15 protein-coding genes are annotated in these 12738 nt (G+C 71.0%); 5 read left to right on the top strand and 10 right to left on the bottom strand.

Translation table 11 applies throughout. The features are described 5' to 3' along the window. Positions 1-16: 16 nt before the first annotated feature. Together ABEA46_RS04000 and ABEA46_RS03995 are read right to left on the bottom strand one after the other, a co-directional pair. Positions 17-709: an alpha/beta fold hydrolase gene (locus tag ABEA46_RS04000; RefSeq protein WP_345543062.1), complete on the bottom strand. Its 693-nt coding sequence runs from the start codon at positions 707-709 to the stop codon at positions 17-19. A 129-nt stretch (positions 710-838) separates the two neighbouring features. Continuing rightward, complete coding sequence (locus tag ABEA46_RS03995) at positions 839-1408, bottom strand: dienelactone hydrolase family protein (RefSeq protein ID WP_345543061.1); 570 nt, start codon at positions 1406-1408, stop codon at positions 839-841. A gap of 61 nt (positions 1409-1469) precedes the next feature. Here ABEA46_RS03995 and ABEA46_RS03990 point away from each other — a divergent pair, with 61 nt between their 5' ends. Next, positions 1470-2042 (top strand): ArsR/SmtB family transcription factor, encoded by a 573-nt coding sequence (locus ABEA46_RS03990; protein WP_345543060.1) that lies wholly within the window; start codon positions 1470-1472, stop codon positions 2040-2042. A 12-nt stretch (positions 2043-2054) separates the two neighbouring features. Here ABEA46_RS03990 and ychF read toward each other — a convergent pair whose 3' ends face one another. Beyond that, complete coding sequence (gene ychF / locus ABEA46_RS03985) at positions 2055-3128, bottom strand: redox-regulated ATPase YchF (RefSeq protein ID WP_345543059.1); 1074 nt, start codon at positions 3126-3128, stop codon at positions 2055-2057. 159 nt (positions 3129-3287) lie between these two features. Here ychF and ABEA46_RS03980 point away from each other — a divergent pair, with 159 nt between their 5' ends. Further along, positions 3288-3944, top strand: coding sequence for a class I SAM-dependent methyltransferase (locus ABEA46_RS03980; RefSeq protein WP_345543058.1), 657 nt, complete (start codon positions 3288-3290; stop codon positions 3942-3944). Between the two features lie 15 nt (positions 3945-3959). Here the strand turns inward: ABEA46_RS03980 and ABEA46_RS03975 are convergent, their stop codons facing one another. Then, a complete protein-coding gene (locus ABEA46_RS03975) occupies positions 3960-4730 on the bottom strand; it encodes a class I SAM-dependent methyltransferase (protein WP_345543057.1) in 771 nt (256 codons plus the stop codon). Positions 4731-4805: 75 nt separating this feature from the next. Between ABEA46_RS03975 and ABEA46_RS03970 the strand changes: the two genes are divergently transcribed. Next, positions 4806-5405 carry a 3'-5' exonuclease gene (locus tag ABEA46_RS03970; protein ID WP_345543056.1) on the top strand — a complete coding sequence of 200 codons (600 nt, stop codon included), beginning with the start codon at positions 4806-4808 and terminating at the stop codon, positions 5403-5405. Between the two features lie 280 nt (positions 5406-5685). Further along, positions 5686-7008, top strand: a complete 1323-nt coding sequence (locus ABEA46_RS03965; RefSeq protein ID WP_345543055.1) for a DNA recombination protein RmuC — start codon at positions 5686-5688, stop codon at positions 7006-7008. Between the two features lie 37 nt (positions 7009-7045). Here ABEA46_RS03965 and ABEA46_RS03960 read toward each other — a convergent pair whose 3' ends face one another. Further along, the gene (locus ABEA46_RS03960) at positions 7046-7258 is read right to left on the bottom strand and encodes a UDP-N-acetylmuramyl pentapeptide phosphotransferase (RefSeq protein ID WP_191171974.1); all 213 of its coding nucleotides are present in this window, start codon (positions 7256-7258) and stop codon (positions 7046-7048) included. Between the two features lie 143 nt (positions 7259-7401). Then, complete coding sequence (glpX, locus tag ABEA46_RS03955) at positions 7402-8391, bottom strand: class II fructose-bisphosphatase (protein ID WP_345543054.1); 990 nt, start codon at positions 8389-8391, stop codon at positions 7402-7404. Positions 8392-8582: 191 nt separating this feature from the next. On the opposite strand from glpX, the gene fbaA reads away from it, so the two are divergent. Further along, entirely contained in the window at positions 8583-9614 is a 1032-nt protein-coding gene (fbaA, locus tag ABEA46_RS03950; RefSeq protein WP_345543053.1) for a class II fructose-bisphosphate aldolase, read from the top strand. 104 nt (positions 9615-9718) lie between these two features. On the opposite strand, the gene ABEA46_RS03945 is transcribed toward fbaA, so the two are convergent. From ABEA46_RS03945 to ABEA46_RS03930, 4 genes are all read right to left on the bottom strand, one after another. Continuing rightward, positions 9719-10432 carry an anti-sigma factor family protein gene (locus ABEA46_RS03945; RefSeq protein ID WP_345543052.1) on the bottom strand — a complete coding sequence of 238 codons (714 nt, stop codon included), beginning with the start codon at positions 10430-10432 and terminating at the stop codon, positions 9719-9721. Continuing rightward, entirely contained in the window at positions 10429-10983 is a 555-nt protein-coding gene (locus ABEA46_RS03940; RefSeq protein ID WP_345543051.1) for a sigma-70 family RNA polymerase sigma factor, read from the bottom strand. The genes ABEA46_RS03945 and ABEA46_RS03940 overlap by 4 nt, the downstream gene beginning before the upstream one ends. Before the next feature lie 98 nt (positions 10984-11081). Next, positions 11082-11666 (bottom strand): DUF6264 family protein, encoded by a 585-nt coding sequence (locus tag ABEA46_RS03935; protein ID WP_345543050.1) that lies wholly within the window; start codon positions 11664-11666, stop codon positions 11082-11084. Continuing rightward, positions 11663-12703: a 4-hydroxy-3-methylbut-2-enyl diphosphate reductase gene (locus ABEA46_RS03930; RefSeq protein ID WP_425563154.1), complete on the bottom strand. Its 1041-nt coding sequence runs from the start codon at positions 12701-12703 to the stop codon at positions 11663-11665. Before ABEA46_RS03930 ends, ABEA46_RS03935 begins: the two co-directional genes overlap by 4 nt. Positions 12704-12738 lie beyond the last annotated feature (35 nt).

The raw sequence follows: 12738 nt of genomic DNA, 5'->3' as shown, positions 1-12738 counted from the left end.
GGCACGGGTGCGACGGTCAGTCCCAGTCGAGGTAGTCCTCGATCGGCCACGACGTCGCGCCGACGTGCGTGACAGGGAACAGGTGTCCGCCGCCCTCGACGGTGACGATGCTCACGCGGTCGGGCGCCGAAGCCTGCAGCCGTTCGCCGTTGGCGACGGGCGTCAGGGTGTCTTCCGTGCCCTGGATCACGAGCACCGGCACGGCGGGCGCCAGCGACGACCACTCCAGGTCGGGGGTGGCATCCTGAGCCGCCCGCTGCATCGCGTCGACCTCGACGTCGCGTGCACCCTCCGGGATCCCGGATCCGCCGGCGTTCAGCTCATCGGTCTGCTCGGCGCCCTCGACGCCCAGCAGCAGCACGCCGCCGACACGGTCGAGGTGATCCAGCGAGACGGTACGGGCGACCGAGCCGCCGAACGCGTGGCCGCCGATCCAGGCGTGCCCGAGGCCGATGTGGTCCATGACGTCGACCACGTCCTGCGCGAGGTCGTGCATCGAGACGACGGCGTCCGCCGCGGACGAGGGATGCCGCGGCCCGACGCGCACGATACGGAAGTCCTCCTCGATCAGCGCGTGGGCGAGCGGGCCCAGGTAGCTGATGTTCAGGCCGCGACCCGGGATCAGCACCACGGCGGGACCGCTGTCGGTTCCCTCGTCGACGAAGGGGATCGCGCGGCCGTCGGGTTCGAAGATCTGGGTGTCGGCCAAGGTGGTTCCTCTCGCGTGGCGTACGTGCTCCGGGCGCGCGCATTCGGACGAACGCGGGCCCCGGCCATCTACGTTACGCGGATCTGCTCGCCGCCTGCTCGCCGGCGACAACCTCGACGGCGGGTCTGCTCAGCCGCGCGCGGCGAGGAACGTCAGCGTGCGCTCGACGACCAGACCCGCCGCCGCCGGGTCGTACGACGCCAGCGATGCATCGGCGAACAGGTGCGCCGTGCCCGCGTACAGGTACAGCTCGACCTGCGGCGTCGAGTCCGCGAGCGCGCGGGCGGCCTCGAGGTCCTCGGCGAACCACTCGTCGTCGAGGCCGCCGTGGACCTGGGCGGGCAGCGCCTCGGGCCAGGCACCGAATTCCTCGACGGGCAGGCAGGCGTCGAAGAACAGCGCTCCCACCGCGCCCGCCCGGGTCTGCGCCAGCTTCTGCGCGGGCATCACGCCCATCGAGAACCCCGCGTAGACGACGTTCGCGGGCAGGCTCTCCGCGGCCGCGACGCCCCGCTCGAGCAGCGTTCCGAAGCCGATCGCGCGCGCGTAGGCGATGCCGGCCTCCAGATCGCCGAACGTGTGCCCGTCGAAGAGGTCGGGCAGGTGCACGGTGTGACCCGCGGCGGTCAGCTCGCCGGCGAAGGCGCGCAGCCCGTCGGTGAGGCCCTGGGCGTGGTGGAACAGGACGATCTCGGACATGCTTCCCTCTCGCGAATGATCCATGAAACTCGTACGTTCGAGAACGCTAGTATGTTCGTCCATGGAAGGCAACACGCCCGACTACGAGCTCGACGACCGCCGTGTGCTGACGACGGCGGAGCAGGTGCGGGCGCTCGGCAACCCGTTGCGCAACACGATCCTGGGCCTGCTCCACGAACGCGCCGCGAGCGTCACGGAGCTCAGCGCGGCGATCGGGCGCCCCAAGAGCACCGTCGCCCATCACGTCAAGGTGCTCGCCGAGACGGGGCTCGTCCGCGTCGTCCGCACGCGTCGGATCCGGGCGGTCGACGAGGCGTTCTACGGTCGTACGGCACGCATGTTCACCGTCGCGCTCGACGGGCCGGAGAGCTCCGCTGACCCCCGACCGTACGACTTCAACGACTTCGAGGTCGCAGCGAGCGAGTCCGGCCCGGCCTTCGCCGCCGGGGAGCTGTGGGGCTTCATCCGCCATGCACGCATCGACGACGATCAGAAGCAGGAGTTCTGGCAGCGCATGAAGGCGCTCGTCGACGAGTTCGACACGCTCCCCCGCCGCGGCGACGTCGTGCACGGCTTCGCGGTCGGGATCTATCCGATCCCGGACCACCCGCGACTGCCGGACGCGGCGGTGTGACGGTCGTCGCGATCAGACGTTGAAGCGGAACTCCACGACGTCGCCGTCCTGCATGACGTAGTCCTTGCCCTCCAGGCGCGCCTTGCCCTTCGAGCGGGCCTCGACGACCGACCCGGTCTCGACGAGGTCATCGAACGAGATGACCTCGGCCTTGATGAAGCCCTTCTCGAAGTCGGTGTGGATGACGCCGGCGGCCTGCGGGGCCTTCCAGCCTTTGCCGATCGTCCACGCGCGGGCCTCCTTGGGGCCGGCGGTGAGGTAGGTCTGCAGGCCGAGCGTGTCGAAGCCGATGCGGGCGAGCTGGTCGAGACCGGACTCGTCCTGGCCGGTCGAGGCGAGCAGCTCCGCGGCCTCTTCGGGGTCGAGGTCGATCAGCTCCGACTCGATCTTCGCGTCGAGGAACACGGCCTTGGCGGGCGCCACCAGGGCCTCGAGCTCAGCCTTGCGGGCAGCATCCGTCAGCACCGCCTCGTCCACGTTGAAGACGAAGATGAAGGGCTTCGCGGTGAGCAGGCCGAGCTCCTTGATGGGCTCGAGGTCGATCTTCGACCCCGACAGCAGCTCGCCGCGCTGCAGTGCGTCGCGGGCATCGACGGCGGTCTGGAGCACGACGGGGTCCAGCTTCTTCCCGCGGACCTCCTTCTCGTACCGCGTGATCGCCTTCTCGAGCGTCTCGAGGTCGGCCAGCTGCAGCTCGGCGTTGATGGTCTCCATGTCGCTCTGCGGGTTCACCGCGCCGTCGACGTGCACCACGTCGTCGTCGGCGAAGCCGCGCACCACCTGGGCGATCGCGTCGGCCTCGCGGATGTTCGCCAGGAACTTGTTGCCGAGCCCCTCGCCCTCGCTCGCACCGCGCACGATGCCGGCGATGTCGACGAACGACACGGCGGCCGGCAGGATGCGCTCGGAGCCGAAGATCCCGGCGAGCGTGTCGAGCCGCGGGTCGGGCAGGTTTACCACGCCGATGTTGGGCTCGATCGTCGCGAACGGGTAGTTCGCCGCGAGCACCTGGTTCTTGGTCAGGGCGTTGAAGAGGGTCGACTTGCCGACGTTCGGGAGTCCGACGATTCCGATGGTGAGAGCCACGGGCATCCAGTCTAGTTGGGGCGGGATGCCTCACCCGCCCGGTGCCGTCAGCGGGGTCGACATGCCAGCGGTCCGGGAGCATCGGCGCCGTGCCTCAGGGCGTCGTCGTCCGCACGCCCACCCGTTGCCCGCCCGGCGCGGCGCGGCGATACTGGCGCCATGGACGACTGCTGCGCCCCGCAGCCGCCGAGCGGCTACGACCGCGAGTTCGACGAACGCTTCGCACGCCGGCTCGCCCGTCGCTATCGCACGGAGGGGCTGACGCCGAGCGCCCGGCTGATCCTCTCGTTCGCAGCATCCGTCGGACTCGACGGCGCGTCGGTGCTCGAGATCGGCGGCGGGATCGGCGACATCCAGCTCGAGGCGCTCAAACGCGGCGCGGCGCACGCGACGAACGTCGAACTCTCCTCGGCGTACGAGCCCGAGGCCGCCCGTCTGCTCGACGAGGCAGGGCTGCGGGACCGCGCGACGAGAGTGCTGGGGGTGGACCTCGCCGGCACACCCGAGGCCGTCGAGCGCGCCGACATCGTCGTGCTGCACCGCGTGGTGTGCTGCTACCCCGACTACCGCCGGCTGCTGGGCGCGGCCGCCGGACGCGGCAACCGCGCCGTGGTGTTCAGTCATCCGACGCACAGTCTCGGCACCCGCCTCATGGCGCGCCTGATCAACGGCTGGTACACGGTGACGGGCAACCCGTACCGCGCGTTCGCGCACGCGCCGGACGCGATGATCGAGGTGCTGCGCGAGCGCGGCTTCGAGCCGCGCTACCGGGAGCGCAGCGGCCCGTGGCACGTGATCGGCGCCGTCCGGGCGTGACGACGAGGAGCGACGTCAGGAGCGGATGGCGCGGTAGGCACGCGTCGCGTACGGCAGGCTGATGGTCTCGACGCCGCTCTCTGCCCTGGCGCCCTCGGTGCGGACACGCTCGTCGAACAGGCCGGTGACGTTCGCGAGGATCTCGGTGCGCTCGGCCTCGGTCGCGGTGATGATGTAGCTGCGGGATGCCACCATGTCCAGGAGTGCCGGCTTCGTGAGCATCCGCGTCCACTGCCACCGACGCTCTTCGAGCCCCTCGAACGGCGCGGCCACCCGCGGCCCGTCGCCCGCGAGCATCTCTTCGGCATGGCTGCCGTGCATCGCCGCGGTCAGGCGTGCCACCCACGGGTCGGACTCGTCGCGGATGTTCCACACGAGGCCCAGCACACCGCCCGCGCGCAGCACCCGGGCGACCTCGGCCGACGCCGGCCCGACATCGACCCAGTGCCACGCCTGGCCGAGCAGCACCGCGTCGACCGACGCGTCGGGAAGCGGCATCCGCTCCGCCGTCCCCACGAAGGTGGGCACGCCGTGGACGTTCTCGCGCAGCGTGGCGAGCATCTCTGGATCGGGCTCGACGGCCACGACCTCCGCGCCCGCCTCGACGATCGTGCGGGTGAGCTTGCCGGTGCCGGCGCCCACGTCAGCGACCCGCAGCGCTCGATCGTGCTGGCGCACGGGCTCCAGCATCCAGTCCACCGCCTCGCGCGGATAGTCCGGACGGCCCGACTCGTACGCCCCGGCGGCGGCTCCGAACGACAACGACATCTCTTCGCGACTGGCCATGCTCCGACCCTATGACGATGCCCGGATGCGGCGCGCCTTCCCGGGTTCCCGGCGCCGCCGGGTGAATCTGAAGTCGTGGCACTGGATTTCACCGCGATCGACTTCGAGACGGCGAACTCCAGCAACGCCTCGGCCTGCGCCGTCGGGCTCGTCCGGGTCCGTGACGGCGAGATCGTCGACAAGACCGGCTGGCTCATCCGCCCGCCCGCCGGCCACGACGTGTTCTTCGAGCTCAACGTGCGCATCCACGGGATCCAGCCCGAAGATGTCGAGGACGCCGCCGGCTGGAGCGAGCAGCTCGCCGACCTCGTCGCGTTCACCGGCGACGACGTCCTCGTCGCGCACAACGCCGGCTTCGACATGGCGGTGATCAAGCGCGCGTGCGATGCGACCGGCGACGAGTACCCGCCGTACCGCTACGCGTGCAGCCTGCAGGTCGCACGCAAGGTCTACCGGCTCGACTCGTACCGGCTGCCGTTCGTGGCCGCCGAGGCCGGATTCGCCGACTTCCCCCACCACAATGCGACAGCGGACGCGCTCGCCTGCGCCCACGTGATGGTGGATGCCGCGCACCGTGTCGGCGCCGGCTCGATCGCCGAGCTCGCCGAGGCCGTCGGCGTCCGGGTGTCGCAGATCGCGACCGCCGACGCCCCCGCCGTGTCGTTCGCGGCGTAGCCCCCGAACGGCGCGGGTCCGGTCCGGCCCTCCCGTTCGGCTGCGAGCCGGTACGGCGCGGCCCTCCCGTTCGCTCCCCTGGGCGCCCCGGCTCGCTCCCCTGGACCCTCTCTCCTGGGCGCTCCGAATATCGGACGATGAGCCCGTTTCCGGAGCTTTCTGCCCGTGGGGTCCGGAAACGACGCGATCGTCCGAGATTCGGACCGCCGCGAGGAGGACGGACGAGTGGATGCGCGCCCGCGGCCGTCGCGATGTCGGAGGCCTCGGGCACGATGTGGGCATGGACGCAGTCGTGGTCAGTGTCGTGGTGATCGTCGCCCTCGTGCTCGGAGCCGTCGCCGGATGGGCGATGGGCCTCGCCCGCGGGGCGGCGCGCAGCGCGCGCGAGCAGGCCGACCTGACCGCGCGCCTGGCGGGTGCGGAGGCCGCCCGTCACGGCGTGCAGGCGCAGCTCGAGCACCAGCAGCTGCTGTACCGCGAGCTGTCAGGGCAGGCACGGCACGACCAGGCGGCGCGCGAAGAGCGCGAGCGCCGCGAGCAGTCGGTGCTGCGCGCCCTCGCGCCGGTGCAAGAGACGCTCGCCGCCATGCACGCCAAGGTCGACGACCTCGAGCGCGATCGGCACACCCAGTTCGGCACGCTCGCCGAGCAGCTGCGTCGGGCGCACGAGTCCGACGAGGCGCTGCGGGCGACCACCGAGTCGCTCGCGAGCGCACTGCGCTCCGGCAGCACCCGCGGCGTATGGGGCGAGACGCAGCTGCGTCGCGTCGTCGAGGCCGCGGGTCTCACGCGTCATGTCGACTTCGACCTGCAGGCGTCGATCACGACGGATGCCGGCGCCGGGCGCCCTGACATGGTGATCCGCCTCCCCGGCGACAAGGCCATCGCCGTCGATGCCAAGGTGCCGCTAGACGCATACCTCGAGGCGAGCGCCATCCCGCTGACCGCGCAGGGCGCGGAGGGTGCGCGGCGCCAGAGCCTGCTCGAGAAGCACGTCAAGGCGGTGCGCGCGCATGTCGACGCGCTGGCCCGCAAGACATACTGGGCGGGTCTGTCGTCGAGCCCCGAGTTCGTGGTGTGCTTCGTCCCCAGCGAGTCGCTGCTCGCGGCGGCGCTCGAAGAGGATCCGGCGCTCCTGGACTACGCGTTCGGCAAGCGGGTCGCGCTCGCGTCGCCGGTGAACCTGTGGGCCGTGCTCAAGACCGTCGCCTACACGTGGACCCAGCAGGACGTGTCACAAGAGGCGCGTGCGCTGTTCGACCTCGGCAACCAGCTGTACGAGCGGCTCGGCTCCCTCGCCTCCCACGCCGACGATCTGCGCCGCGCCATCGAGCGCACGGTCGACAGCTACAACCGGTTCGCGGGTTCGCTCGAGACGCGCGTGCTCGTCAGCGCCCGCAAGTTCCCGGGCATCGACGCGACCAAGCTCGACGCAGTGAGCGAGCCGTCGACGATCGAGAAGAGTCCGCGCCGCCTCACGGCACCCGAGCTGCTCGAAGAGACGCTCCCGGGACTCGAGACCGCCGCACCGGCCCCCGAGCCGCCGGCGGCGACCGCAGAGCTCGGCGAGGTGCGCGGTCGGATCGCCGCACGCGAGGACTGACCGGCACCCGCCGGCCGCGCCCACGCGGGCGATCGGGTCACGCGCCGCCGGGGACGAAGCTCAGCAGCAGGATCACTGCGGCCGAGACGCCGACGAACGCGCCGATCATCCACCAGGCGCTGATCTCGTGGCCCTCGTCACGCCGGACGCGCAAGAGGACGTCGGGACGACGTGCGGGATCGATCGCATTCGCGACCACAGCATGCGCGCCCGTCTGGGGCTGCGACGAGTCACCGGACTGCGCAGACATCGTCAACTCCTTGCGTCAGGAACACCTTCGTGTCCCCCTCGACACCATGTCGATTCTGCCAGAGTTCCCCGCGGCAGGGGAGACGAAACAGTCACAGCAGCATCACACGTCACATCAGCCCCAGGAGCAACCCCGTCGACACGTCACAGCCACTTCGAGACGAGGTGCTCCGACGAGATGCGTCGCAGCGTACCCGAAGCGCCGCGAAGCACGACGCTCTCGGTGTACACGTAGCCGCCTTCGCGGCGGACGCCGGCGACGAGCGCGCCGTCGGTCACCCCAGTCGCCACGAAGATCGTGTTGTTGCCCTTGACGAGTTCGTCGGCCTCGTAGACGTAGCCGTCGAGGTTGAGCCCGGCGTCCAGGCCGCGCTGCTTCTCGTCGTCGTCGCGAGCCCACAGGCGCCCCTGGATGTGACCGCCGAGCGCCTTGATGGCGCACGCGGTGACGATGCCCTCGGGGCTGCCGCCGATGCCGACGCACATGTCGGTGCGGGCGTTGTGCCGTGCCGCGTTGATGCCGCCGGCCACGTCACCGTCGCTCATCAGCCGCGTGCCGGCGCCCGCCGCGCGGATCTCGTCGATGAGCTGCTCGTGGCGCGGACGGTGCAGCACCGAGACGACGAGCTCGTCGACGGGCTTTCCGAGCGCCTTCGCGAGCAGGCGGATGTTCTCGCCGATCGGCAGGCGGATGTCGACGACGCCGACGCCGGCGGGGCCGGTGACGAGCTTGTCCATGTAGAAGACGCTGGAGGCGTCGAGCATCGTGCCGTGGTCCGACACCGCGATGACCGACAGTGCGTTGTTGCGGCCGGCGGCGGTCAGCGACGTGCCGTCGATCGGGTCGACCGCCACGTCCGCCTGCGGGCCGCGGCCGTTGCCGACACGCTCCCCGTTGTAGAGCATGGGGGCCTCGTCCTTCTCGCCCTCGCCGATCACGATCGTGCCGTCGAAGTTGACGGTGGTGAAGAAGGCCCGCATCGCGTCGACGGCCGCGCCGTCGGCGGCCTCCTTGGCTCCGCGTCCGATGAACGGGACCGCGCGGATCGCCGCCGCCTCGGTCGCCCGCACCAGCTCCAGCGCGAGATTTCGGTCGGGGTGCAGAGGACTCATATCCGCGGTCAGGCTCACCATGCGGTCAGCCTAGCCAGCAATCGCTGCGTTCTGAGGGACTTTTCACACGATCACGCATGAAGGAATCCTGTTTCTTTCACAGCTGTCAGGGACGCGGTTTTCCCCGGCAGCACCGGCCGCCGGCATCCGACTCACGATTTTCGGCTTCGGTAGGATTCCCTCTGACGCCCGCATCTACAAAGGGAGCACTCATGCCCGTCGCCACCCCAGAGCAGTACGCCGACATGCTGGACCGCGCGAAGGCCGGTGGCTTCGCGTATCCCGCCATCAACGCCGCCAGCTCGCAGTCGGTCAACGCGGTCCTCCAGGGCCTCACCGAGGCCGGCTCGGACGGCATCCTCCAGGTCACCACGGGCGGTGCCGACTACTTCGCCGGCCACACCGTGAAGGCCCGCGCCACCGGCGCCCTCGCCTTCGCCGCGTACGTCCACGAGGTCGCGAAGAGCTACCCGATCACGGTCGCCCTGCACACCGACCACTGCCCGAAGCCGGCGCTCGAGGACTTCGTGCTGCCGCTCATCAAGGCGTCCGAGCAGGTCGTCGCCGACGGCGGCAACCCCATCTTCCAGTCGCACATGTGGGACGGCTCGGCCGTGCCGCTGGCCGAGAACATCGAGATCGCCAAGGAGCTGCTGCCCCGTATCAAGGCGATCAACGCGATCCTCGAGGTCGAGATCGGCGTCGTCGGCGGCGAGGAGGACGGCGTCAAGCACGAGGGCACGAACGACGCGCTGTACACCACGACGGGCGACGTCGCGCAGGTCGTGGAGGCGCTCGGCCTCGGCGACCAGGGCCGCTGGATCGCCGCGCTCACGTTCGGCAACGTGCACGGCGTGTACAAGCCGGGCAACGTCAAGCTCAAGCCCGAGCTGCTGGGCGAGATCCAGGCCGGCATCGCCGCGCAGTTCGGCACCGGTGCGAAGCCGCTCGACCTGGTCTTCCACGGCGGCAGCGGTTCGACCGACGCCGAGATCGCCGAGGCGGTCGCCAACGGCGTCGTGAAGATGAACATCGACACCGACACCCAGTACGCGTTCACCCGCTCGGTGGCCGGCTTCATGTTCCAGAACTACGACGGCGTCCTGAAGGTCGACGGCGAGGTGGGCAACAAGAAGGCCTACGACCCGCGCGCGTGGGGCAAGATCGCCGAGTCCGCGATGGCGGCCCGCGTCGTCGAGGCGACGCAGCAGCTCGGCTCGGCCGGCAAGAGCCTGGGCGCGTAGCGCTTCTCTGATCGGATGCCGCGGCACCGTGCCCCCCCGAGGGCCGGTGCCGCGGCATCCGTCGTCTCAGCCGGCGGTGAGTCGTCGCGGCCTCCGCCCGGAGATCAGGGCTCGCCGCGCGCCAGCACCTTGCCGTCGGCCACGGCGCGGACCTCGATCGACGCGATCTCATCGGAGTCCAGCGCGGTGCCCGCCTGCAGGCGCGAGGTCGAACCGGGACCGGCGCGCCAGGACGACAGCTCGCTGGTCGTGCCGTCCGTGGACGTGACGACCAGGACGTACGGCCACTCCTTGTCAGGCGCATACGGGTCGCTGCTCCTGCCGTAAGTGCAGGTCATGTCGATGCGCGTGCCCCACGCGACGTCGGTCAGCTGCACGGTGGCGGTCAGCGGGACGGCGGTGACAGGCTGCAGCGCCACCGTCTCGGCCGGGCGCACCACCGGGGCCACGGCAGCGGTGATGCCGAACCCGACCACGACGGCGATCACGGCGGCTGCGGCGAGCGCGCTCCCCCACACGATCACGCGGCGACGCCGCGTCTCGCGGGCTCCGACGGCCACGAGTCGCGCCCGTGCTCCCGGATCAGGGCCGGGGCCGCCCATCCGCCCTGATTCCGCGGCGCCGTCCAGCAGCGCCTCGGCACGATCGGGAGCCACGCGGGCGAGCAGCCCCAGAGTGGGCGCGAGGTCGGCCAGCGCCTCCCGGCACTGCGGGCAGTCGTCGAGGTGCTCCTCGTACAGCCGTCGGTCGGCGGCGCTCAGCGCTCCGACGACGTATGCGGCGTCCCAGTCAGCGAACCGCGGGTGGTCGGGGTTCATCGCGTCACCCCCTTCTCCTGCAGGGCGAGCCGCAGCGCGCGCAGACCGTAGTGCAGCCGGGACTTGACCGTTCCGGGCGGGATCTCCAGCTCGTCCGCCATCTCGGCGACCGAAAGTCCGCGGTAGTACGCGCGCACGACGACGGCGCGGTGCTCGACCGAGAGCGCGGCCAGCGCCTCTTCGACGAGGATGGCTTCGAACAGCGCGTCGGTGCGGTCACCGGCGACACGCTCCGGCACCTCGGCGACATCGATCTCACGGCGCCGGTGCGCGCTGCGGGCCTCGTCGATCACGAGGTGACGCGCCACGGTGAACATCCACGAACGCGTCGCCGACGGGTCGTCGTCGAGGATCTTGGGCGTGCGCCAGGCACGAAGCAGCGTCTCCTGCACGATGTCGTCCGCGCCGGCCCGATCCCCGGTCAGGTGCACGACGTAGCGCCACAGCGGCGCCGCGTGCGCGTCGTACAGCGCCTCCAGCTGCACGGCGTCGCGACGCGTCGCCCTGCCGCCATCGGCCCCCGACCCGCCGTCGAGCCTGGTTCGCGGCATCCGTCACCTCCGCTGGGGACACGAGACGCGAGGCCCGACGGTTCAACCGGACGCGCATCGCCATCCCGAGTATGGCGCGCGAGAGCGCCACACGGGGCTCACCCGCCGGCGGTGCCCATCAGCGCGTCGAGCACGGCCGGGTCGCTCATGAGCGGGATCGCGAGCAGCGCGCCGGTCACGAACGTGAAGAGGATGCCGGCCGACAGCGGGATCCACCACGTCAGGCGCCCGCGTCGCAAGCTCCACAGTGACACCAGCGCCGTGGCGAGCCATCCGACGCCGAGTACGACGGCGGCGGCGATCCCGTAGGGACGTCCGGCGGCCGGGTCAGTGAGCGTCACGTCGAGGCCGAGCAGCGCGAACATGGTGTCGGCGTAGGCCGCATAGTCGAGGAACGACGGGATCGAGGTCACGACGTTGAACAGGCCGTAGACGAGCAGCGCGATCGTCACGACCCGGTCGACAGTGCGCGGGCGCGGTGCCGCACCGACGACGCGTTCGGCGGCGGGCGGTGCGGCCGCGGGGATGCCGGCGTCCGCGGCCTCGGTGACGATCGGGGCCGGCGGCGTCACCGGCTGCTGCCATTGCGGCGCGGGCTGATGGATGCGCGCGCGCTGCTCCTCGGGGCTGGCGTACTCGCCGTACTGAGGGCGGGGACGGGGGCGTGCGTCGTCGTCGCTCATGCTCGGCTCCGTCCGCCCAGGGCGCGGTCGTCGCGCTTGCCCGCGGCATCCTGTCGCAGTTCCTTCGGGAGCGAGAACATGAGGTCCTCCTCCGCGGTGCGCACCTGCTCGACGTCGCGGTAGCCGGCGGCGGCGAGGTCGTCGAGCACCTCCTGCACGAGCACCTCGGGCACCGAAGCGCCGCTCGTGACGCCGACGGTCTCGACGCCCTCGAGCCAGGCCTGCTCGACCTCGTCTGCGTAGTCGACGCGGTAGGCGGCCTTGGCGCCGTGCTCGAGTGCGACCTCGACCAGGCGGACGCTGTTCGACGAGTTGGCCGAGCCGACGACGATCACGAGGTCGGCGTCCTTGGCGACCTTCTTGATCGCGACCTGACGGTTCTGCGTGGCGTAGCAGATGTCGTCCGACGGCGGATCCTGCAGCTCCGGGAACCGCACGCGCAGGCGGCGGACGGTCTCCATCGTCTCGTCGACCGACAGCGTCGTCTGCGACAGCCACACGACCTTCGACGGGTCGCGCACCTCGATGGTGTCGGCCTCTTCGGGCGAGTTCACGATCGTGACGTGCTCCGGCGCCTCGCCGGCGGTGCCCTCGACCTCCTCGTGGCCCTCGTGACCGATCAGGAGGATCTCGAAGTCGTCGCGCGCGAATCGCACGGCCTCGCGGTGCACCTTGGTGACCAGCGGGCACGTCGCGTCGATGGCGCGGAGTCCTCGATCGGATGCCGCATTCACGACCGCGGGCGACACTCCGTGCGCGCTGAAGACGACGTGGGCGCCCTCAGGCACTTCGTCGACCTCTTCGACGAAGATCGCGCCCTGCTTCTCGAGCTCGGTGACGACGTGGATGTTGTGCACGATCTGCTTGCGCACGTACACCGGGGCGCCGAAGCGCTCAAGCGCCTTCTCGACGGCGATGACGGCGCGGTCCACGCCGGCGCAGTACCCGCGCGGCGACGCCAGCAGGACCCTCTTGCGTCCGGGGCCGGCGATGTCCTGGAGCGGCTCGCGTCGCCGCGGGACGCGCGGGACGGGCATGCTCACGGTGCTGCTGCTCACCCCTCGATTCTAGG

Source organism: Microbacterium jejuense, from assembly GCF_039544225.1.
GTDB lineage: Bacteria > Actinomycetota > Actinomycetes > Actinomycetales > Microbacteriaceae > Microbacterium > Microbacterium jejuense.
Note: the sequence above shows the minus strand (reverse complement) of the source record. Positions and strands in the feature narration are given on the sequence as shown.